This is a genomic window from Caulobacter flavus, assembly GCF_003722335.1.
GTDB classification, from domain to species: domain Bacteria; phylum Pseudomonadota; class Alphaproteobacteria; order Caulobacterales; family Caulobacteraceae; genus Caulobacter; species Caulobacter flavus.
Window position 1 is genome coordinate 239,217 of record NZ_CP026100.1, and the last position, 21,538, is coordinate 260,754.

A 21,538-nucleotide genomic window follows, 5' to 3' on the forward strand; every position below is an offset into this window, starting at 1 on the left:
CAACAAAATAGCCCGTCATCCCGGAAGCCGCGCAGCGGCTATCCGGGACCCAGGGGCCGGCGCACTGCGGTCGCTCCTGGGTCCCGGCTCTCCGCGCTACGCGCTCCGGCCGGGATGACGATCTGAGTTTGCGGAAGTAGGAAGAGGAAGCTCCCCGATGTTCTCGCGCCGCCGCCTGATGGCCACGATCGCCAGCCTGACAGCGCTGCCTTCACTGCCTGCCTTCGCGGCGGCCCCGAGCCGCGCCATCGCGCTGGACCTGGCCAAGGCGACTAAGCCCGTCGACCGGTTCTTCGACCTGTCGATCGGCTCGGACTATCCGGGCACCCTGCTGCGCGACGACAGCCTGGCCCAGCTGAAGACGGCGTCCGACGAGCTGAAGTTCCGCTACATCCGCTTCCACGCCATCTTCCACGACGTGCTGGGCACGGTGAAGAAGGGCTCCGACGGCAAGATCACTTACGACTGGACGAAGCTCGACCAGTTGTACGACCGCCTGCTGGCCATGGGGATCAAGCCGTTCATCGAACTGGGCTTCACGCCCGACGCGATGAAGACCTCCGAGCAGACGCTGTTCTACTGGAAGGGCAACACCTCCCATCCCCAGTTCGAACCGTGGGCGCAGCTGATCGACGCCTTCGTCAAGCATCTGCGCGGCCGCTACGGCGAGGCCGAGGTCCGCACCTGGTTCTTCGAGGTCTGGAACGAGCCCAATCTCGACGGCTTCTGGGAAAAGGCCGACCAGAAGGTCTATTTCGACCTCTACGCCCTGACCGCCAAGACCATCAAGGCGATCGACCCGACCCTGCGCGTGGGCGGTCCGTCCACGGCCGGCGCGGCCTGGGTCCCGGAGTTCCTGGCCTACTGCAAGAAGAACGGCGCGGCGGTCGACTTCGTCACCACCCACACCTACGGCGTCGACGGCGGTTTCCTCGACGAGAACGGCAAGGAAGACACCAAGCTGTCGGCCAATCCCGACGCCATCATCGGCGACGTGCGCAAGGTGCGCGCCGAGATCGAGGCCTCGGCCTTCCCCGGCCTGCCGCTCTACTTCACCGAATGGAGCACCAGCTACAATCCGCGCGACCCGGTTCACGACGGCTACGAGAGCGCCGCCTACATCCTGGCCAAGCTGAAGGGCGTCAAAGGCGTCGTCCAGGGCATGAGCTATTGGACCTATAGCGACCTCTTCGAGGAGCCCGGCCCGCCGACCGCCCCGTTCCAGGGCGGCTTTGGCCTGATGACGCCGGAAGGGATCCGCAAGCCGTCGTGGTTCGCCTACAAGTACCTGGCGGCCCTGCGCGGCAAGGAAATTCCGTCTGCGGACGATTATGTCCTAGCCAGCGTCGACGGCGGCAAGATCGCCGCCCTGGTCTGGGACTTCACCCAGCCGGCGCAGCCGACCAGCAACCGCTCCTACTTCACCAAGGTGCAGCCGACGGCGGACGCGCCGGGCGCGGCCCTGTCGATCGCCGGCCTGAAGCCCGGCCGCTATCGCCTGCGCACCCAGCGCACCGGCTTCCGCGCCAACGACGCCTACACCGCCTATATCGAGCTGGGCATGCCCAAGAGCCTGACGCCCGACCAGATCGGCCAGTTGCAGGCGCTGACGGCGGACGAGCCCGAGGTCGACAAGGTGATCACCGTCGGCAAGGACGGCCTGGCCAAGGTCGACTTCGCCCTGCGCCGGAACGACCTGGTGCTGGCGACGCTGGAGCGGGTGTAGGCCTCGGCCCGAAAGATGCTCCCCCTCCGGGGGAGCTGTCGCGAAGCGACTGAGGGGGCCCGCGCCGCGCCGCCCCCTCCGGCCCTCTGGGCTGCCTCCCCCAGAGGGGGCGGATCTAGTTGTCCAGGCCCTTGCCCTCCCGTCGCATTGACGCCATGTCCGCGCTGAAAGACCGGGAGCCCTCATGAGCGTCGTCGCCGCCTACGCCTATGTCGATGGAAAGCGGGTGCGGGAGATCCGGCTCGACGATCCAGGCAGCCTGGCGCCGCGTGACGGCGAGTTCGTGTGGCTGGGACTGGTCGATCCCACCGAGACCGAGCTGCGCGTGCTGCAGGAACGCTTCGACCTGCACCCGCTGGCCATCGAGGACGCCCTGCATGCGCGCCAGATGCCCAAGGTCGACATCTATGGCGGCCAGCTGTTCGTCGTCGCCAAGACCGCCCAGATGGTCCAGGAGCGCATCGTCTTCGGCGAAACCGACATCTTCGTGGGGCCTCATTTCCTGATCAGCGTGCGCCACGGATCGGCGCGGGCCCACCTGGAACTGCGCGCCCACCTGGAAGCCCAGCCCGCCCTGTTGGCCCACGGCGGCGACTACGTGCTGCACGCCGTGCTCGACTTCATCGTCGACGGCTACTTGCCGGTGGTCGACGCCATCGAGGACGAGCTGGCGGAAATGGAGCGGCGGGCGCTGGACGCCTTCCTCAGCCGGGTCGAGATCACCCGCCTGTTCACCCTGCGGCGCGAACTGACCAAGTTCCTGCGCCTGCTGGGCCCCATGGCCCAGGTCGCCGGCTATCTCGAACACCACGAGACGCCGTGCATCGACCCCGAGGTGAAGCCCTATTTCCGCGACATCCGCGACCACGTGGCGCGGGTGGACCTGCTGATCGCGGGCCTGGGCGAGGTGCTCAATTCGGTGTTCGAGGTCAGTTCGCTGCTGGAGCAGCAGCGCCAGGGCGTCATCACCCGCCAATTGGCCGCCTGGGCCGCCATCCTGGCCGTGCCCACCGCCGTCGCCGGCGTCTACGGGATGAATTTCGAGCACATGCCGGAACTGAAGTGGACCTTCGGCTATCCGCTGGTGCTCGGGATGATCGTGGTCGTCTGCCTGCTGCTGCGCCGCCGGTTCAAGAAGGCGGGCTGGCTTTAGGCCGCAGACAAGAACCCTCGTCCTTCGACAAGCTCAGGATGAGGGTTCTACTGTAAAGGCGGCATTGGTCCTCACCCTGTGCCTGTCGAAGGGCGAGGACCACGTGCTCCCATCACCCTCCGACGGCGCCCGAGCCGAAATCAAACTGTTCCGGCCGCGGCTTGCCGCCGCCGAAGTTCCAGGTGAAGCCGAAGAACACCGCCCGCACGTTGGCCGTGCGCAGGGTGACGTCCTTCAGGGTCGGCGTGTCGGTGACGGCCTTGTCCTCGAAGCTGTCCAGGGCGTCCTGCACGGTGACGACGAACGACAGCTTGTCGCTGACCTTCCGGCGGTAGCCCAGATTGACCATCTGGAACGGCTCGCGGTGACCCTGCGGGGTCAGGCGCTTGCCCGAGGTGAAGGCGTTGATCTGGAAGAAGTCCTTCGGGGTCGCCTGCCAGTTCAGGTTGGCGCGGCCCGACACCGTGGTGGCCGAGCGCGTGCCCGAGAAGCCCAGATTGCCCGCGTCGATCTCGTTCCAGAAGGCGTTGGCGCTGACGTTGTAGGTGATCTTCGGCGTCAGGCGACCGTTGGCCACCAGCTCCAGGCCGCCGTTGCGGCTCTTGTTGAGGTTCTCGCGCGTGGTCAGCAGCACGCCGTCGCCCAGGTCGCGGACCACGTCGGTGACCACGCCCTCGCTGCTGCGGTAGTAGGCCGTGGCCAGGTAGTAGGCCGGCCCCTTGCGGTACTGCCAGCCCAGCTCGAACGAGTCGGTGACCTGCGGCTTCAGATAGGGGTTGCCCGCCCGGTAGTTCTGCGGGTCCTGGTAGACGCGGTAGGGATTCAGGTCCTGCACCTGCGGGCGCTGGACGCGGCGGCTGTAGCTGCCCTTGAAGGTGTTGTTCTGGTTGACCGTGTAGCCCAGGTGCAGGCTCGGATAGACCTTGAAGTAGTCGTTCTCGAAGGTCTGGCCGCCGGTGACCTGATCACCGTTGATCTGCACCTGCTCGGCGCGCAGCCCGCCCTGGGCGGTGAAGTCGCCGAACGCCTTCTCGTAGGTGACGTAGCCGGCATAGACGTCCTGGTCGAACAGGAAGCGGTTGGTGCGCGCCGGATCGACCGTCTGGTTGCTCCAGGACGGACCGGCCTCGCCGTGGTTGTCGTAGTCGTTCTTGGTCCACTCGAAATCCAGGCCCGTCTTCAGCGTGCCGCCGCCGACATTGGGCTGGGCGTAGTCGGTCTTGAAGTTCGTGCGCTCCTGGTCGGCGCCGAAGCCGAACCGCTCGTAGAGGCTGGCCGTGGCGTCGGCATAGTCGGTCAGGGCGCGGGAATTGCGCGAGAAGTCGGTCTGTTCGTACTCCAGGTGCGCGGTCAGCTGGTGCTCGGCGCCCTTGAACTGGTGACGCCAGTCGGCGCTGACGCCCTTGTTGTCGCGCTTCATGGCCGCGTCGGTGTCGCGGACGTAGTCGGGGAAGGCGCCGGTGGTCTCGTAGGTTTCCGAGCCCGTGGTGTCGAACTGCATACGGCGGTAGCGGACCTCGCCGCTCAGCCGGTCCTTGGGCGTCAGGTCGTAGTCGATCCCGCCGCGCAGGTTGACCATGTCGCCCTCGTTCTCGAAGGCGCCGTCCTGGCTGCTGGTCCCCGCCGCCGTGGTGCGGTCGATGGCCTGCCAGGCCTTCTGCTCCTCGTGGCGGAAGCCGGCGTCGCCCGACAGGGTCAGCTTGCCGCTGACGTAGTTGCCGCTGATCCCGCCGTTGTAGCGGCCGTCGGGACTGGCGTTCAGTCGCACGGTGCCGGTGGCGCCGGGCTTGCGGGTCTGCTTGGTGACCAGGTTGATGATCCCGGCCGTGCCGTCGGGACGGAAGGCGGCCGACGGATTGGTCATCACCTCGACGCGGTCGATCTGGTCGGCCGGCATCGCCTGCAGGGCGTCGCCGCGGCCGTCGCCGTTGAACATGCCCGATGGCTTGCCGTCGATCAGGATGGTGACGTTGCTGTCGCCGCGCAGGCTGACATTGCCCTGCACGTCGACCTCGACCGAGGGGATGTTGCGCAGGGCGTCGGCGATCGAGCCGGTGCGCGCCGACAGGTCGTTGGTGACGCTGTAGCTGCGGCGGTCGATCGAACTGCGCATGGCGGTGTTGTCGCCGGTGACGGTGACGCCCTCGACGGCGGCCGGCGCGGTCTTGGCGCCGCTTTGGGGCGCGGCGGCGGGTCCGCCCTGAGCGGGGGCCGGGGTCGACGTCTGGGCCAGGGCCAGGCAAGGCGTCGCTACGATGGCGGCGGCGGAGAAAAGGATGGTCTTCAGGCGCAAGGCGCGTCCCCCGAGGCAGGCTCGTCGAGGCGCCGCGAGCGGACGGTCCGCGCTGGTCTCGACCTTCAGCGGTAAAGCGCGGCCGGCCTTCCGGGGCAAATTTCTTTTCGGCAATGTTGCAGTGGCGCCGCCCGGCGTGGCGCCGGCGCAACGGCTGTAGCCCTCCGCTCCGTCCTACCGACGGCTCGCGAAATGACAACGTTGCCATCGCCCCTTGCGAGCGCCGCCGGACCTGACACTATCGCCCGATGACGCGACGGCGCTGTTGGCGGGAATCCCGCAAAAACCGCCGCTTGCGTGCTGATACCGGTAACACTAAGGTCGCCGGCAACTAGGGTCCCTGCGGGGGCGCGTTAGGGATCAAAGCAGGCTCCGCGAAGGGGCCAGTTCGGGGAGGACTCCAGTGGCATCAGTTTCCAGCGCCGGGCCAAGCGCCGGCATGAGCGCCGACGGCGCGAAGGTGAACATGGCCTTCGTCGCCGCCATCGTGGCCGTGGCCACCATCGGCGGCTTCATGTTCGGCTACGACAGCGGCGTCATCAACGGCACGCAGGAAGGCCTCAACAGCGCCTTCAATCTGACCGAGTTCGGCACCGGTCTGAACGTGGCGGCCATCCTGATCGGCTGCGCCATCGGCGCCTTCGCCGCCGGCCGCCTGGCCGACGTGTGGGGCCGCCGCACCGTGATGATCATCTCGGCCCTGCTGTTCGTGATCAGCGCCCTGGGCACCGGCGCGGCCCACACCTCGACCATCTTCGTCATCTTCCGCCTGATCGGCGGCCTGGGCGTCGGCGCGGCCAGCGTGCTGTGCCCGGTCTACATCTCCGAAGTGACGCCCGCCAACATCCGCGGCCGCCTGTCGTCGGTGCAGCAGATCATGATCATCACGGGCCTCACCGGCGCGTTCGTGGCCAACTACGTGCTGGCCCACACCGCCGGCAGCTCGACCGCCGACTTCTGGCTGGGCCTGCCCGCCTGGCGCTGGATGTTCTGGATGCAGGTGATCCCGGCCGGCGTGTTCTTCTTCGCCCTGCTGACCATCCCGGAAAGCCCGCGCTATCTGGTCGCCAAGGGCAAGGACGCCCAGGCCGAGGCCATTCTCTCGCGCCTGTTCGGCCCGGGCACGGGCGCGGCCAAGGTCGCCGAGATCCGCGCCTCGCTGAGCGCCGACCACAAGCCGAAGTTCTCCGACCTGCTCGACCCGGTCACCAGGAAGATCCGCCCGATCCTGTGGGCCGGCCTGGTCCTGGCCATCTTCCAGCAGTTCGTCGGCATCAACATCGTCTTCTACTACGGCTCGGTGCTGTGGCAGTCGGTGGGCTTCACCGAGGACGACAGCCTGAAGATCAACATCCTGTCGGGCGCCCTGTCGATCCTCGCCTGCCTGGCGGCCATCGCCCTGATCGACCGCATCGGCCGCAAGCCGCTGCTGCTGATCGGCTCGGCCGGCATGGCCGTGACGCTGGGAATCCTGACCTGGTGCTTCTCGACCGCCACCACGGTCAACGGCGCCCTGCACCTGGACGGCAGCGTCGGCCCGATCGCCCTGGTGGCCGCCAACCTCTACGTGATCTTCTTCAACCTCTCCTGGGGTCCGGTCATGTGGGTGATGCTGGGCGAGATGTTCCCCAACCAGATGCGCGGCTCGGCCCTGGCCGTCGCCGGCTTCGCCCAGTGGATCGCCAACTTCGCCATCTCGTTCAGCTTCCCGGCCATGGCCAAGCTGAGCCTGTCGGCGACCTACGGCTTCTACGCGGCCAGCGCCGTGGTCTCGTTCTTCCTCGTCCAGAAGCTGATCCACGAGACCCGTGGCAAGGAACTGGAAGCGATGGAGGGGTGACCTTCGTTACTCCTCCCCAGCAAAGCGGGGGGAGGAACAAGTGAGACAAACGCCCGGGAGTGCCGCTTCCGGGCGTTTTCTTTTGCCTCCGCCCCTGACAGCGTTATCGTCGGAAAATGGGTTATGACACCGGTAGACAAAGCGGCGATCCGCCGCTTAAGTGACCGGTAACAGGCCGACGCGGCGTCAGTTCGCGCGGCTTCGCCTCGGGAAGGAAACACATGGCCGATCTCAGCCGCCGCGGAGCCTTGGGCTCCCTTCTGACCGGAGCGGCCGCGGCCGCCGCCCTGCCCTCCGCCGCCGCGGCCGAAGGCGTCGGCTCCCTGCCCGCCAAGGCTAAGACCGGCGCGACCTGGACCAGGGGCGTCGAGGGCCAGCGCAAGGCCGATCTCGGCGACGGGACCTTCCTCAATCCGATCCTGGCCGGCGACCGGCCCGACCCGTCGATCCTCAAGGACGGCGACGACTACTACATGACCCACTCGTCGTTCGACGCCTATCCGGGCCTGCTGATCTGGCATTCGAAGGACCTGGTGAACTGGGCGCCGGTGGGGCCGGCCCTGAAGACCAACATCGGTTCGGTCTGGGCGCCGGAGCTGTGCAAGCACGAGGGCCGCTACTACCTCTACATCCCGGCCAAGTTCCCCAAGAACAATACCAGCTACGTGATCTGGGCCGACAAGATCGAGGGCCCCTGGTCCGAGCCGATCGACCTGAAGCTGCCCGGCTACATCGACCCCGGCCACATCGTCGATGAGAACGGCGAGCGCTGGCTGTTCTTGTCCGGCGGCGACCGCATCAAGCTGGCGCCCGACGGCCTGTCGACGGTCGGCAAGCCCGAGCACGTCTACAATCCGTGGCGCTATCCGGACGACTGGGACGTCGAGGGCTTCTCGCCCGAGGGCCCCAAGGTCATGAAGAAGGGCGAGTACTTCTACATGATCACCGCCGTGGGCGGCACGGCCGGCCCGCCGACCGGCCACATGGTCATCGCCGCGCGCGCGAAATCGCTGGGCGGCCCGTGGGAGAACCATCCGAAGAACCCGCTGGTGCGCACCGTCGACAATGCCGAGAAGTGGTGGTCGCGCGGCCACGCCACCCTGGTCGAGGGCTCGGGCGGCGAGTGGTGGACCGTCTATCACGGCTACGAGAACGGCTTCTGGACCCTGGGCCGCCAGACCCTGCTGGCTCCGGTCACCTGGACCAAGGACGGCTGGTTCGACATCGGCGGCGGCGACCTGGCCAAGCCCATCAGGAAGCCCAAAGGCGGCAAGGCCCTCCCGCACGGCATGGCCCTGTCGGACGACTTCTCGACCGACAAGTACGGCGTGCAGTGGAACTTCTTCGACCCCAAGCCGGGCGAGCAGGACCGCATCAGCCGTTCGGGCGGGGTGCTGACGCTCAAGGGCGCCGGCGAGGCTCCGTCGACGGGCTCGCCGCTGATCTTCGTCAACGGCGACCAGGCCTACGAGATCGAGTGCGAGATAGAGATCGACCCGGAGACCCGCGCCGGCCTGATCCTGTTCTACGACCGCCAGCTCTATTGCGGCCTGGGCTTCGACGCCAAGAACTTCGTCACCCACCAGTACGGCATCGAGCGCGGCCGGCCTGCCAATCCGCATGGCTCGAAGATGCTCATGCGCCTGCGCAACAACCGCCACATCGTCGCCTTCCATACCTCGGGCGACGGCGGCAGAACCTGGAAGCGTTTCGACCGCGGCATGGAGGTCAGCGGCTACCACCACAACGTCCGCGGCGGCTTCCTGATGCTGAAGCCGGGGATCTACGCGGCCGGCAAGGGCTCGGCGAGGTTCCGGAACTTCAAGTACCGGGCGCTGGACTAGATCTTAGATCCTCCCCCTCTGGGGGAGGTGGCCCGGAAGGGCCGGAGGGGGCCAGCGCCGACGCTAGACCCCCTCAGTCGCTCCGCGACAGCTCCCCCAGAGGGGGAGCATCTTCCCCCTTCCCCAAGACCTCGGAGCCGATCATGCGCCTGAAGTCCCTCCTCCTCGCCGCCGTCCTGGCGATCGCGCCCCTGGCGGCCTACGCCCAGACGCCCGCCACGCCCGAGGCCGAGCCGCCGATGTTCCGCGCGGTGAAGATCGTGCTGATCGGCGACTCGACCACCGCCGTGATCGGCGGCTGGGGGCCCAGCTTCTGCGGCTGGCACGTCACCTCGTTCGCGGCCTGCATCAACCTGGCGCGCGGCGGCCGCTCCAGCGGCAACTATCGCACCGAGGGCTCGTGGCGGCTGGCGATGAAGGAGATCGGCGCCGGGGGCTTCCAGGACACCTACGTGCTGATCCAGTTCGGCCACAACGACCAGCCGGGCAAGCCGGGCCGTTCGACGGACCTGGCCACCGAATACCCGGCCAACCTCAAGCGCTACGTGGAGGAGGTGCGGGCCGCCGGCGGCAAGCCGGTGCTGGTCACGCCGCTGACCCGCCGCCAGTTCCAGGACGGCAAGCTGATCGACGACCTCGCCCCATGGGCCGAGGCGACCCGCAAGGTCGCGGCCGAGACCAAGACGCCGCTCGTGGACCTGCACGGCAAGTCCTACGCCGCCGTCCAGGCCATGGGCGCGGTGGAGGCCACGCGCTTCGCCCAGATGCCGCCGCCGCCCGAGGTGCTGGCCGCCGCCAGGACCGGCACCACCATCAGCGCCCAGCCAGCGGCTCCCGCCGCGCCTGGGGCCGCTCCGGGCGCGAGCCCCGCCCTGGCCCAGCAGAACAACGCCGCCGTCGAGCCGATGGGCCAGGCCAAGCTGTCGTTCGACTACACCCACCTGGGCCGCGACGGCGCCGACTACTTCTCGAAGATCGTCACTGACGAACTGGCGGTCGCCGTGCCGGCGCTGCGGCGTTATCTGGTGCCGTAGGCCGAGACTGGCGCGTTTTCGTTACGCGCGTAATCTGGATCGATGATCCGGTTTCTCGCCGTCCTGACGATCGCGCTTGGCCTGCCCGCCCTGGCCTCGGCCAGGGAGAGCCCAGCCTGCGCGGCGGCCATGCCCCTGCTCGACGAAGCGGTACGGGGCGAGGCGCCGGGTCGCGCGGCCCTGCGGCCGCCGCCCTCGGCTTCGCGGATGCTGACGTTCACCGGCCCCGACGGCGCCCTGCTGACCGCTCCCGACGACGGCCGCTCCCGCTGGTTCACGATCGAGAACGACCTCCCCGTCGAGATCGCGCCGCCCGCCGTGGCGACGGTCCAGGCCTTCGTGGCGGCCAGCCCCGCCAGCGCCACGGACTGCCCAGGCTTTCTTCGCGAAGCTCAGGCCAGAGGCCTGCGCCTCGCCCACGAGAACGAAAGGCCGCGCCTGCGGGGCGGCGTCTATGCGGTCAGGCTGCAGACCGTCGGCCTGCCGGTGGTCTCGCCGGACGGCGACGAGGCCCTGGCCTATGTCGACTCGACCGCGAGACCGCTGGCCGGCGGCGGCTTCCTGGTGCTGCTGCGGCGAGCCGCCGACGGCGGCTGGACGATCGCCGGCCGCCTGGGTCTCTGGATCTCCTGAGGCCGCGACTTCCGAAGGAAACCGCTTACCCCAGAAGACAGGTCAGGACCGACTTCATCACCTGCGCCATCGCCTTGCGGTCCTGCTCGGGGTGGTTGACGCTGCGGATGACCAGGCCGTCGAACATCGCGCCGATCAGCTCGGTGCGGGCGGCGAACTCCTCGTCGCTCCATTCGGGCTTGCGGCTGCGCTCCAGCATCTGGCTTGCCAGGGCTCGTTCCTGGTCGTCGGCGGCGCGGACGATGGCGGCGACCTTGGGATTGCGCGAGGCCTCGGCCATCACCTCCAGCACCAGGGGCGCGCGGCGCGGGTCGTAGCACTTGCACACCGCGTCATCGATGTGGTCGAGCATGGCGTCCAGCAGCGTGCCCGGCCGGCTTTCCAGCTCGGCGAACTTCTCGCGCATCTCGGCCAGGTCCTGGGCGACGATCGCCGCGACCATGGCTTCCTTGTTCTCGAAGTAGCGATAGATCTGGCCCACGCTCAGGCCCGCGGCCTTGGCGATCTCGGCCATGCTGGCGCCGTGGAAGCCGGCCTGGCGCACCACGTCGCAGGCCGCATCCAGAATCTGTTGCCGCCGCGCCTCGGGCGTCGGCTTGGCGTTTGAACTCACGTCGACCATAGAGCGGTCCCGTTCTCCATTACATTTCCGTCAGGTCAACTGGGCCGACAGGACGGGGTGTTGACTTCGCCTTACCCCGGGCCTATGTCCAGCGCAATTGAGAATGAACGTTCATTCTCAAATTGTTCATCATAGGCGCGTCGTCAAGGGGACCTCCCCTCCTTGCGGCAGCCTGTCGCTCCGGGGATATCCATGGCTATCAAACGTCCGCTCGCCGCTTCGGCGGTTCTTCTGGCGGCTGTCTCGCTCACCCTCGCCGCCTGCGGGCAAGGCAAGGGCGGAGCCGCGGGCGGCATGGGCGCGGGCGGTCCCACGCCCGTGGGCGTGGTGGTCGTGAAGACCGAGCCGGTGACCCTGACCAGCGAACTGCAGGGCCGCACCTCGGCCTATCTGGTCTCGGAAGTCCGTCCGCAGGTCGGCGGCATCGTCAAGGCGCGCCTGTTCCAGGAAGGCGGCTACGTCCGCGCCGGCCAGCCGCTCTACCAGATCGAGCCGGCGACCTTCCAGGCGGCCGTCAACAGCGCCCAGGCGGGCCTGGCCCAGGCCCAGGCGACCTACACCGCCGCCAAGCTGAAGGCCGACCGCTACAAGGAACTGGTCGCCGTCAACGCCGTCTCCAAGCAGGACAACGACGACGCCCAGGCCGCCGCCCAGCAGGCGTCCGCCAACGTCGCCGCCCAGAAGGCCGCGCTCGACACCGCCCGCATCAACCTGGGCTGGACCCGCGTCGTCGCTCCGATCTCGGGCCGCATCGGCAAGAGCTCGGTCACCCCGGGCGCTCTGGTCACGGCCAGCCAGACCAATGCCCTGGCCACCATCCAGAACCTCGACAAGATCTATGTCGACCTGACCCAGTCGTCGGCCGAGCTGCTGCAGCTGCAGCGCGACCTGGCCGGCGGCCAGCTGGGCCGCTCGGGTTCGGCCCAGGTCAGCCTGAAGCTGGAAGACGGCTCGACCTACCCGACCCAGGGACGCCTGGAGTTCTCCGACGTGACCGTCGACCAGACCACCGGCTCGTTCGGCCTGCGCGCCACCTTCGACAACCCCAACGGCACCCTGCTGCCGGGCATGTACGTCCGCGCCACCCTCGGCAAGGGCGTGGCCTCCAACGGCGTGCTGATCCCGCAGGCCGGCGTCAGCCGCGACCCGAAGGGCAACGCCACGGTCACCGTGGTCGGCGCCAAGGGCCTGGCCGAGATCCGTCCGATCACCGTCGGCCAGACCGTCGGCGACAAGTGGCTGGTCACCTCCGGCCTGAAGGTCGGCGACCAGGTCATCGTCGAAGGCCTGCAGAAGGTCCGTCCTGGCGCGCCCGTGAAGCCCGCCGTCATCACCGCTCAACGCTAAGGCCGGCCCACAATGCTGTCCCGTTTCTTCATCGACAGACCCATCTTCGCATGGGTGGTCGCGATCGTGATCATGCTGGCGGGGGCGCTCGCCATCCGCACGCTGCCGATCGCCCAGTACCCCGAGATCGCCCTGCCGCAGGTCTCGGTCTCCGCCAACTATCCGGGCGCCTCGGCCAAGACGGTCGAGGACAGCGTCACCCAGGTCATCGAACAGAAGATGAAGGGCCTCGACGGCCTGGATTACATGTCGTCGACCAGCGACAGCTCGGGCTCGGCCACGGTCACCCTGACCTTCAAGGCCGGCACCGACATCGACATCGCCCAGGTGCAGGTCCAGAACAAGCTGCAGACCGCCACCGCCCTGCTGCCGCAGGAAGTGCAGCAGCAAGGCCTGACGGTCGCCAAGTCGGCCCGTAACTTCATGATGGTCGTCGGCCTCTATTCGGAGAACGACAAGACCACCAACACCGACCTGGCCGACTACATCGCGTCCAACATCCAGGACCCGCTGAGCCGCGTCGACGGCGTCGGCGAAGTGCAGCTGTTCGGCGCCCAGTACGCCATGCGCATCTGGCTCGACCCGAACAAGCTGTCGTCCTACAGCCTGACCCCCTCGGACGTGTCGGCGGCCATCCAGGCCCAGAACGCCCAGGTCTCGGCCGGCCAGCTGGGCGGCACGCCCAACCTGCCGGGCACCGGCCTGAACGCCACGATCACGGCCCAGTCGCGCCTGCAGACGCCCGAAGAGTTCCAGAACATCATCGTCAAGAACAGCACGGGCGGGGCTCTGGTCCGCCTGCGCGACGTCGCCCGCGTCGAACTGGGCGCCGAAAGCTACGTCTCTACCGCGAAGTTCAACGGCCGTCCGGCCGCGGGCCTGGCCATCCGCCTGGCCCCGGGCGCCAACGCCCTCGACACCGCCAAGGCGGTGAAGGAGCAGATGGCCACGCTCGAGAAGACCTTCCCGGCCGGCTACAAGTACGTCGTTCCCTACGACTCCACGCCGTTCGTGGAACTGTCGATCCACGAAGTGATCAAGACGCTGGTGGAAGCCATCATCCTGGTCTTCATCGTCATGTTCCTGTTCCTGCAGAACTGGCGCGCCACCCTGATCCCGACCATCGCCGTCCCGGTCGTCCTGCTGGGCACCTTCGGCATCCTCGCGGCCTTCGGCTACTCCATCAACACCCTGACCATGTTCGGCCTCGTGCTGGCCATCGGCCTGCTCGTCGACGACGCCATCGTCGTGGTCGAGAACGTCGAGCGGGTGATGAGCGAAGAGGGCCTCTCCCCCGTCGAGGCCACCCGCAAGTCGATGGGCGAAATCACCGGCGCCCTGATCGGCATCGCCCTGGTGCTGTCGGCGGTGTTCGTGCCGATGGCCTTCTTCAGCGGTTCGCAAGGCGTCATCTACCGCCAGTTCTCGATCACCATCGTCTCGGCGATGATGCTGTCGGTGGTGGTGGCCCTGGTGCTGACGCCGGCGCTCTGCGCCACCATGCTGAAGCCGCATGACCGCGCCCACGGCGAGGCTCTGCGCACCGATCATCCGGGCGCGCTCGGTGCGGTGATCAACTTCTTCAACCGCTTCTTCAACTGGTTCAACCGCAGCTTCAACGACGTATCGGGCCGCTACCAGGGCGGGGTTCGCAAGATCCTCGGCCGGAGTGTCCGCTGGATGGCCATCTACGGCGTCATCATCCTGGTCATGGGCCTGCTGTTCGTCCGCCTGCCCAGCGCCTTCCTGCCGGAAGAAGACCAGGGGATCATGATCACCCTCGTCCAGCTGCCGCCGGGCGCCACCGAGGAACGCACCCTGGGCGTCCTCGACCAGGTCCGCAGCCACTTCCTGGACGAAGAGAAGGAAGCCGTGCAGTCGGTGTTCACCGTCTCGGGCTTCAGCTTCAGCGGCGCCGGTCAGAACGCCGGTCTCGCCTTCGTCCGCCTGAAGGACTTCGACGAACGCAAGGCCGCCAATCTGAAGGCTCCGGCCGTCGCCGGCCGCGCCATGGGCAAGTTCCTGCAGATCCGCGATGCGATGGTGTTCGCCGTCGTGCCGCCGGCCGTGCCGGAACTGGGCACCTCGTCGGGCTTCGACTTCCAGCTGCAGGACATCGGCGGCGTGGGCCATGACGCCCTCACCGCGGCCCGCAACCAGGTTCTGGGCATGGCTGGCCAGGATCCCAACCTGGTCGGCGTGCGTCCCAACGGCCAGGAAGACACCCCGCAGCTGAAGATCGACATCGACCAGGCCAAGGCCGGCTCGATGGGCCTGACCACGGCCGACATCAACGCCGCGCTCAGCGCCGCGTGGGGCGGCTCGTACGTCAACGACTTCATCGATCGCGGCCGGGTCAAGAAGGTCTACATGCAGGCCGACGCGCCCTACCGCATGAAGCCCGAAGACCTGAACAGCTGGTACGTCCGCAACAGCAGCGGCCAGATGGTGCCCTTCTCGGCCTTCGCCACGACCCGCTGGGTCTACGGCTCGCCGCGTCTGGAGCGCTACAACGGCCTGTCGTCGATGAACATCCAGGGCGCTCCGGCCCCGGGCAAGAGCTCGGGCGACGCGATGAAGGCCATGGAGAAGATCGCCGCCCAGCTGCCGGCCGGCATCGGCTTCGAATGGACCGGCCTGTCGGCCCAGGAACGTGAAGCGGGCAACCAGGCTCCGGCCCTGTACGCGATCTCGATCCTGGTGGTGTTCCTGCTGCTGGCGGCCCTCTACGAGAGCTGGTCGATCCCGCTGTCGGTCATCATGGTCATCCCGCTCGGCATCGTCGGCGCCCTGCTGGCGACCACCCTGCGCGGCCTGTCCAACGACATCTACTTCCAGGTGGGCCTGCTCACGACCATGGGCCTGGCGGCCAAGAACGCCATCCTGATCGTCGAGTTCGCCAAGGAGATCTTCGAGCGCACCGGCAACCTGGTGGAAGCCACGCTGGAAGCCGTCCGCATCCGTCTGCGTCCGATCATCATGACCTCGCTGGCCTTCGTCTTCGGCGTTCTGCCGCTCGCGATCTCCAACGGCGCCGGTTCGGGCAGCCAGCACGCTATCGGCACGGGCGTCATCGGCGGCATGCTGTCGGCGACCATCCTGGCGATCTTCTTCGTCCCGCTGTTCTTCGTGATCGTCGAACGGATCTTCAAGCCCAAGCCCCGTCACCACGACGAGGCCCCCGCCGCTCCGGCCGAGAGCCACTGAGATGCTTCGTAACCTGACCCTCACCCTGCTGGCGGCCAGCGCGCTGACCGCCTGCACCATGGCCCCGAAGTACGAGCGACCGGCATTGCCGGTCGCCACGACCTGGCCCACGGCTTCGGCCAACGGCCAGACGGCTTCGGCTGGCGACCTCGCCTGGAAGCAGGTGTTCGAGGATCCCCGCCTGGCGGGGACCATCGACCTGGCCCTGGCCAACAGCCGCGACCTGCGGGTCGCGGTGCTCAACATCGAGCAGGCCCGCGCCACCTACCGCATGCAGCGCGCGGCCCTGCTGCCGACGGTCAACGGCACGCTGTCGGGCACCAAGAGCGAGACCCCGACGGCGGCCTCTGGCTTCGGCTCGGCCATCGGCGGCTCGGGCGCGCTGGAGGTCGAGAACTACAACGCCAACGTCGGCGTCACCTCGTACGAGCTCGACATCTTCGGCCGCGTGCGCAGCCTGAAGGACCAGGCGCTCAACAGCTACCTGGCCACCGAGCAGACCGCCCGGGCGACCCAGATCAGCCTGATCGCCGAGACGGCCAACGCCTGGCTGACCCTGGCCGCCGACCAGGACCTGCTGGCCCTGGCCAAGGACACGCTGAAGAGCCGCGAAGACAGCCTCGCCCTGGCCCAGCGCCAGTTCGACGTCGGCGCGGCCTCGCAGCTGGACCTGCGCACCTCGCAGACCCTGGCCGAGACCGCCCGATCGGACGTCGCGACCTACTCGGCCCAGGTCGAGCGCGACAAGAACGCCCTGCGCCTGCTGGTCGGGACCGAGGTTCCGGCCGACCTGCTGCCGGCCGGCGGCCTGATCACCGCCCAGATCCTTCCGGACCTGCCGGCGGGCGTGGCCTCGGACGTGCTGACCCGTCGTCCCGACGTGCTGGCGGCCGAGCACACGCTGATGGGCGCCAACGCCAACATCGGCGCGGCCCGCGCGGCCTTCTTCCCGCGCATCAGCCTGACCGGCTCGTACGGCAGCGCCAGCGCCGACCTGGACGGCCTGTTCAAGGGCGGCACCAAGGCCTGGAGCTTCGCGCCGAGCATCAGCGTGCCGATCTTCGCCGGCGGGGCCAACAAGGCCGGGCTCGACAGCGCCAAGGCCGGCCAGAAGATCGCCGTGGCCAACTACGAGAAGGCCGTGCAGACGGCGTTCCGCGAAGTGGCCGACGCCCTGGCGACCCAGGCCACCATCGGCGACCGCCTGGCCGCCCAGGAACGCCTGGCCGCCGCCGCCGCCGACACCACCCGCCTGACCAAGCTGCGCTACGACCGCGGCGTGGACAGCTCGCTCGTCCTGCTCGACGCCCAGCGCACGCAGTATTCGGCCCAGCAGGGCCTGATCAACGCGCGCCTGGCCCGGGCCAGCAACCTGGTCACCCTCTACAAGGTCCTCGGCGGCGGCGCCCCGAAGGCCTGAGCTATCGGGGAGGGTCCCGGCCCTCCCCTCACCGATCCCCGCGCGACGGTGCGGGGCTGATCGCGGCGGCATCCCCCCGGACACGCCGCGACCGGAAGGGGCGCATCACCCCCCAATCCCAGATGCGCCCCTTCCACCCCTTCTCTCCCTGACAATCAGACCCGCCTCGCCGAAGCCGCCTCCAGCCGCTGGTGCAGGCCGTCCAGCCGGGCCTCGCAGGCCGCGCGGATCGCCGGATCGACCGCCGCGCGCTTGGCCGCCCCGTCCGGCCGGAACGCCTGCCCGGGCGCCTTGGCGTCGGTCCGCGCCGCCGCCGCCATCGCCTGCGCCTCGATCTCCGTCGGCGCCCAGCCGAAGTGCGGCAGCACCGTCGTCGCCACCGCGCCCGGCAGGGCCTCGTAGTTCACCAGCAGACCCGCGTCGTCGGCCGCGAACGCCGCCAGCATAGCCTCGCCGATCGCCGCCAGCACGTCGGCCTGATAGCCGGCGTCGGGCGCCGCCGGCGCGTCCAGGCCGAACACCGCCGGCGCCACCACCTGCGGAACCATCTGCATTCCCGGCGAGCGCGCGTGCGAGACCATCACCTCGGCCGGCGCGCGATAGAGGTGCAGCCACGGCGTGTTCGGGAAGGCTTGCCTGAACAGGTCGAAGAAGCGGGCGTGCCAGCAGTCTAGCTTGAGGAACAATCGCTCGTCCCCCGCCCCCCGCGCCCGGCCCAGCGCCGCCACGACGCCGCGCAGCAGCATGACCTTGCGCGCCAAGGGCAGGTCGCCTCGCGCCACGTGGTCGATCGGCGCGGCCTCGGACAGCACGGTCGCCCCGTCCGGCGCGCCCAGCATCCGGCCAAGCAGGGTCGAGCCGCAGCGCGACATGTGGAAGATCAGGCCGTCGGGGGCGGGCCCCGCCAGTCCCTCCAGGGCCGACAGCGGGGTGCGCAGGCGCAGCAGCCGGTTCAACGGCAGCGACCAGACCTTGGGCGCGCTCTCGCCGAAGAACGGTTCCATCAGCCGCCGCGCGCCGAAGAACGCCCAGTCGACGGCGTCCTCGCCGGGCAGGACCGCGACCGGCAGCCAGCCGGCCGGCGGCGCGGCCTGGCGCGGGACCATGCGGCGGCGTGCCAGTTCCCGGCTCAGCGCCTCGGCCGGAACCGACAGGCCCCAGGTCTTTGCCAGGGCCTGCGCCTCGGCGGCGAAATCCTCGTCGCGGAACAGTCCAGCCAGGATCGCGCAGGCGGCCGCGTCCTCGGCCAGCCGCGCCACGAGCGCCTCGAGATCCGGCGCCCTGTCCGCCTGAAGTTGCATGCCCGCCCCTGGCCCTTGTCGGTTGAAGGGCCGCACAATAGGCTCGGGCAATGGGATTTCCAGACCGTCTGAAGCTGCCGCTCGCCTTCGATCCGTCGCGCCTGCGCGCGGACCTTGCGGCCCTGGCCGCCTCCACCGACTGGATCGCCCACTTCGTGAAGCAGAACTACGAAGGCGACTGGAGCGTCATCCCCCTGCGCAGCCAGGCCGGGGCCACGCACCCGGTGATGATGATCTATTCGGATCCCAGCGCCACGGCGTTCGAGGACACGCCGTTCCTGGCGCCCTGCCCCTATTTCCGCGAGGTGATCGCCGCCTTCCCGTTCCAGCCCACCAGCGTGCGGCTGATGAAGCTGGCGCCCGGCTCGGTCATCAAGACCCACCACGACGAGGACCTGGACGCCGGCTCGCTGCTGGTGCGTTTCCACGTGCCGGTGGTCACCAATCCCGACGTCGACTTCCGCCTCAACGGGCAGCGCGTGGTGATGGAGGCCGGCAGCGCCTGGTATCTCAAGCTCACCGACCCCCACAGCGTCGCCAACCACGGAACCGAGGACCGCGTGCACCTGGTGATCGACGGCTATGTCAACGACTGGGTGCGGGGGCTGTTTACCGGAGCGATGGAAGAGGCGGTCTAGGCGCGCGCCTTCGCGAGCCCAAAAAACTCCGCTTCCCTCGCCCCTGTGGCGAGGGCCCATGCCGGCGACCGCTCAAACCCGGGCCGAACTCGAAGGGCCTGAGCGGCTGAACGATGGGCCCTGGGCACAGGGCCCAGGGAAGCAGGTTTATCGTTCTTGGAGATCACGCCCCCAGCAGCGTGAACTGGGCGTTCAGCCCGTCCACCGAACTGCTCGCCACCCAGACGTCGAACACCCCCGGCTCGGCGATCCAGCGGTCGCCTTCGCCGAAGAAGGTCAGGCTGCCGCGCTCAAGCTCGAACACGACGTCGCGGCTCTCGCCCGGCTTCAGGCTGACCCGCAGGAAGCGCTTGAGCTCGCGCACCGGCCGGGTGCGGCTGGCCACCCGGTCGCGGGTGTAGAGCTGCACCACGTGCACGCCCTCGCGCCTGCCGGTGTTGGTCACCCGGGCGCTGACCTGCAGCTTGTCGTTCCAGCCCAGGGTCGGCGAGGACAGCTTCAGGTTCGACAGCGCGAAGGTGGTGTAGGCCAGGCCATAGCCGAACGGATACAGCGCCTCGTTCTTCACCGTGCGCCAGCGGGCCTTGTACTCCTGGATCTCGCTGTCGGCCGGGGCCGGGCGGCCGGTGGTGCGGTGATTGTAGGCGTAGGGCTGCTGGCCGCTCTCGTAGGGAAAGCTGACCGGCAGGCGGCCCGAAGGGTTCACCGCGCCGAACACCACGTCGGCCACGGCGTGGCCGGTCTCGGTGCCCAGGAACCAGGTGGCCAGGATCGCCGGGGCGTTCTTCACCGCCCCGTCCAGCACCAGGGCCCGGCCGTGGCGCAGCAGCACGACGGTGGGACGGCCGACAGCCGCCACCGCCTCGGCCAGCATCATCTGCGGCCTGGGGATGCCGATGTCGGTGCGCGACTGGGCCTCGCCCGACATGTTCTGGCCCTCGCCCACCGCCAGCACGACGATGTTTGCGGCCCTGGCGGCGGCCACGGCGGCCTCTATCCCCCCGGGGATCGAGGCCTCGACGTCGCTGCCCTTGACGGTCTGCAGCAGGTTGGGATCGGCCATGGCCTGACGGAAGCCGGTGGCCAGGTCGACGCCCAGGCTCTTGTCGCCGAAGAAGGCCCACGGCCCCAGGATGTTGTCACGGTCGTCGGCGAACGGCCCGATCAGCGCGATGCGCTTGCCCGCGCGCGGCAGCGGCAAGAGGTTTCCGTCGTTCTTCAGCAGCACGATCGAGCGGGCGCCGGCCTCGCGGCTCAGCGCGCGCATGGCCGGCGTCGCCGTGCGGGCGGCCTGGGCCTTGGGGTCGATCGAGCGGAACGGCTGCTCGAACAGGCCGATGGCCTCCTTCAGCATCAGCACCCGGCGCACGGCCTGGTCGACCACCGCCATCGGCACCGCGCCGCTCTTGACCAGTTCGGGCAGGTAGCGGCTGTAGAGGCCGCTCTGCATGCTGATGTCGACGCCCGCCAGGATCGCCAGGCGCGCGGCGTCACGGTCGTCGGCGGCGTAGCCATGGGCCACCAGTTCCTGATCGGCGGTGTAGTCGGAGATGACCACGCCCTTGAAGCCCCACTCGGTGCGCAGCAAGTCGGTCAGCAGCCGCTTGTTGGCCGTGGCCGGCACGCCGTTGATGTCGTTGAAGGCCGACATGGCGGTCAGGCAGCCGGCCTCGAAGGCGGCCTGGAACGGCGGCAGGTGCACCTCCCGCAGCGTGGCCTCGGAGATCTCGACGGTGTTGTAGTCCATGCCCGCGGCCACCGCGCCGTAGGCGGCGAAGTGCTTGGCGCAGGCCAGCATCGAGTCCGCGGCCTTCAGGTCCGGCCCCTGGAAGCCGCGCACCCGCGCCTGGGCAAGGGCCTCGCCCAGGAACACGTCCTCGCCCGAGCCCTCGGCCACCCGGCCCCAGCGCTCGTCGCGGGCCACGTCGACCATCGGCGCGAAGGTCCAGTGCAGGCCATGGGCCGTGGCCTCCTGCGCGGCGGCGCGGGCGGTGCGGTAGGCCAGCGGCGGGTCGAAGCTGGCGGCCTCGGCCAGCGGGATCGGATAGACAGTCTTGAAGCCGTGGATGACGTCGGCGGCCAGCAGCAGCGGGATGCCGAGACGCGAATGCTCCACCGCCGCGGTCTGGGCCAGCAGCGCGCCCTCGACCCCGACGCCGTTCATCAGCGTGCCGATCTTGCCCGCCCGGGTCTCGGCCAGCAGCTGCTGGGTGTTGCGCAGGTTCACGGCCGGGTTCATGTCGCCCACCGGCGGGCGGATCATGTCGGCGTAGCACGACAGCTGGCCGGCCTTCTCGTCGATGGTCATCTGGGCGATCAACGCCTCGACCCTCTGCGAGCCCCGGACTTGCGCCGCCGCCTTGCCGGCCACCGCCAGCCCGGCCAGGCCCGCCGCCCCGGCCACCAGTCCGCGACGGCTGATCCCTTCAAGCGAAGCTACGCGCCGATCCATAGAATCCCTTCCGACTGTATCGCGGCCG

Annotated in this window: 14 protein-coding genes and 2 pseudogenes; 10 read left to right on the forward strand and 6 right to left on the reverse strand. The window is 68.9% G+C overall.

All coding sequences use genetic code 11. The features are described from left to right. Positions 1–41: 41 nt before the first annotated feature. Positions 42–107 (reverse strand): annotated as a pseudogene (locus C1707_RS26530) (hypothetical protein); the annotation flags it as partial. Positions 108–157: 50 nt separating this feature from the next. On the opposite strand from C1707_RS26530, the gene C1707_RS01250 reads away from it, so the two are divergent. Together C1707_RS01250 and C1707_RS01255 are read left to right on the forward strand one after the other, a co-directional pair. Beyond that, positions 158–1,726: a GH39 family glycosyl hydrolase gene (locus tag C1707_RS01250; protein WP_420808216.1), complete on the forward strand. Its 1,569-nt coding sequence runs from the start codon at positions 158–160 to the stop codon at positions 1,724–1,726. Between the two features lie 184 nt (positions 1,727–1,910). After that, on the forward strand, positions 1,911–2,879 hold the full coding sequence (locus tag C1707_RS01255) for a magnesium and cobalt transport protein CorA (RefSeq protein ID WP_101712850.1): 969 nt from the start codon (positions 1,911–1,913) through the stop codon (positions 2,877–2,879). 11 nt (positions 2,880–2,890) lie between these two features. On the opposite strand, the pseudogene C1707_RS26535 reads toward C1707_RS01255, so the two are convergent. Next, a pseudogene (locus C1707_RS26535) lies at positions 2,891–2,982 on the reverse strand (hypothetical protein); the annotation flags it as partial. Positions 2,983–2,991: 9 nt separating this feature from the next. Then, positions 2,992–5,172: an outer membrane beta-barrel family protein gene (locus C1707_RS01260; protein WP_101712851.1), complete on the reverse strand. Its 2,181-nt coding sequence runs from the start codon at positions 5,170–5,172 to the stop codon at positions 2,992–2,994. A 403-nt stretch (positions 5,173–5,575) separates the two neighbouring features. On the opposite strand from C1707_RS01260, the gene C1707_RS01265 reads away from it, so the two are divergent. From C1707_RS01265 to C1707_RS01280, 4 genes are all read left to right on the forward strand, one after another. Next, positions 5,576–7,012 carry a sugar porter family MFS transporter gene (locus C1707_RS01265; RefSeq protein ID WP_101712852.1) on the forward strand — a complete coding sequence of 479 codons (1,437 nt, stop codon included), beginning with the start codon at positions 5,576–5,578 and terminating at the stop codon, positions 7,010–7,012. Positions 7,013–7,233: 221 nt separating this feature from the next. Continuing rightward, positions 7,234–8,856, forward strand: coding sequence for a family 43 glycosylhydrolase (locus C1707_RS01270; RefSeq protein WP_101712853.1), 1,623 nt, complete (start codon positions 7,234–7,236; stop codon positions 8,854–8,856). 143 nt (positions 8,857–8,999) lie between these two features. After that, the gene (locus C1707_RS01275) at positions 9,000–9,890 is read left to right on the forward strand and encodes a rhamnogalacturonan acetylesterase (RefSeq protein WP_101712854.1); all 891 of its coding nucleotides are present in this window, start codon (positions 9,000–9,002) and stop codon (positions 9,888–9,890) included. Positions 9,891–9,932: 42 nt separating this feature from the next. After that, the gene (locus tag C1707_RS01280) at positions 9,933–10,523 is read left to right on the forward strand and encodes a hypothetical protein (RefSeq protein WP_101712855.1); all 591 of its coding nucleotides are present in this window, start codon (positions 9,933–9,935) and stop codon (positions 10,521–10,523) included. A gap of 25 nt (positions 10,524–10,548) precedes the next feature. Here C1707_RS01280 and C1707_RS01285 read toward each other — a convergent pair whose 3' ends face one another. Then, entirely contained in the window at positions 10,549–11,145 is a 597-nt protein-coding gene (locus C1707_RS01285) for a TetR/AcrR family transcriptional regulator (protein ID WP_101712856.1), read from the reverse strand. 192 nt (positions 11,146–11,337) lie between these two features. Between C1707_RS01285 and C1707_RS01290 the strand changes: the two genes are divergently transcribed. Genes C1707_RS01290 through C1707_RS01300 form a run of 3 tightly spaced genes read left to right on the forward strand, consistent with a single transcriptional unit; the run spans position 11,338 to position 17,119 of the window. Next, positions 11,338–12,492 carry an efflux RND transporter periplasmic adaptor subunit gene (locus tag C1707_RS01290; RefSeq protein WP_101712857.1) on the forward strand — a complete coding sequence of 385 codons (1,155 nt, stop codon included), beginning with the start codon at positions 11,338–11,340 and terminating at the stop codon, positions 12,490–12,492. Positions 12,493–12,504: 12 nt separating this feature from the next. Beyond that, on the forward strand, positions 12,505–15,699 hold the full coding sequence (locus tag C1707_RS01295) for an efflux RND transporter permease subunit (protein ID WP_101712858.1): 3,195 nt from the start codon (positions 12,505–12,507) through the stop codon (positions 15,697–15,699). Position 15,700: 1 nt separating this feature from the next. Further along, the gene (locus C1707_RS01300) at positions 15,701–17,119 is read left to right on the forward strand and encodes an efflux transporter outer membrane subunit (protein WP_101712859.1); all 1,419 of its coding nucleotides are present in this window, start codon (positions 15,701–15,703) and stop codon (positions 17,117–17,119) included. 155 nt (positions 17,120–17,274) lie between these two features. Here C1707_RS01300 and C1707_RS01305 read toward each other — a convergent pair whose 3' ends face one another. Beyond that, positions 17,275–18,420, reverse strand: a complete 1,146-nt coding sequence (locus C1707_RS01305; protein WP_123170701.1) for an aspartyl beta-hydroxylase — start codon at positions 18,418–18,420, stop codon at positions 17,275–17,277. A 50-nt stretch (positions 18,421–18,470) separates the two neighbouring features. On the opposite strand from C1707_RS01305, the gene C1707_RS01310 reads away from it, so the two are divergent. Beyond that, on the forward strand, positions 18,471–19,058 hold the full coding sequence (locus C1707_RS01310; protein WP_101712860.1) for an aspartyl/asparaginyl beta-hydroxylase domain-containing protein: 588 nt from the start codon (positions 18,471–18,473) through the stop codon (positions 19,056–19,058). A 163-nt stretch (positions 19,059–19,221) separates the two neighbouring features. Here the strand turns inward: C1707_RS01310 and C1707_RS01315 are convergent, their stop codons facing one another. Continuing rightward, positions 19,222–21,510 carry a glycoside hydrolase family 3 N-terminal domain-containing protein gene (locus C1707_RS01315; protein ID WP_101712861.1) on the reverse strand — a complete coding sequence of 763 codons (2,289 nt, stop codon included), beginning with the start codon at positions 21,508–21,510 and terminating at the stop codon, positions 19,222–19,224. Positions 21,511–21,538: the final 28 nt, after the last annotated feature.

Coding starts and splice junctions, on each gene's coding strand:
- C1707_RS01310 (WP_101712860.1), top strand. CDS start 18,471: ATGGGATTTCCAGACCGTCTGAAGCTGCCGCTCGCCTTCGATCCGTCG.
- C1707_RS01290 (WP_101712857.1), top strand. CDS start 11,338: ATGGCTATCAAACGTCCGCTCGCCGCTTCGGCGGTTCTTCTGGCGGCT.
- C1707_RS01305 (WP_123170701.1), bottom strand. CDS start 18,420: ATGCAACTTCAGGCGGACAGGGCGCCGGATCTCGAGGCGCTCGTGGCG.
- C1707_RS01285 (WP_101712856.1), bottom strand. CDS start 11,145: ATGGTCGACGTGAGTTCAAACGCCAAGCCGACGCCCGAGGCGCGGCGG.
- C1707_RS01315 (WP_101712861.1), bottom strand. CDS start 21,510: ATGGATCGGCGCGTAGCTTCGCTTGAAGGGATCAGCCGTCGCGGACTG.
- C1707_RS01250 (WP_420808216.1), top strand. CDS start 158: ATGTTCTCGCGCCGCCGCCTGATGGCCACGATCGCCAGCCTGACAGCG.
- C1707_RS01280 (WP_101712855.1), top strand. CDS start 9,933: ATGATCCGGTTTCTCGCCGTCCTGACGATCGCGCTTGGCCTGCCCGCC.
- C1707_RS01300 (WP_101712859.1), top strand. CDS start 15,701: ATGCTTCGTAACCTGACCCTCACCCTGCTGGCGGCCAGCGCGCTGACC.
- C1707_RS01255 (WP_101712850.1), top strand. CDS start 1,911: ATGAGCGTCGTCGCCGCCTACGCCTATGTCGATGGAAAGCGGGTGCGG.
- C1707_RS01270 (WP_101712853.1), top strand. CDS start 7,234: ATGGCCGATCTCAGCCGCCGCGGAGCCTTGGGCTCCCTTCTGACCGGA.
- C1707_RS01275 (WP_101712854.1), top strand. CDS start 9,000: ATGCGCCTGAAGTCCCTCCTCCTCGCCGCCGTCCTGGCGATCGCGCCC.
- C1707_RS01295 (WP_101712858.1), top strand. CDS start 12,505: ATGCTGTCCCGTTTCTTCATCGACAGACCCATCTTCGCATGGGTGGTC.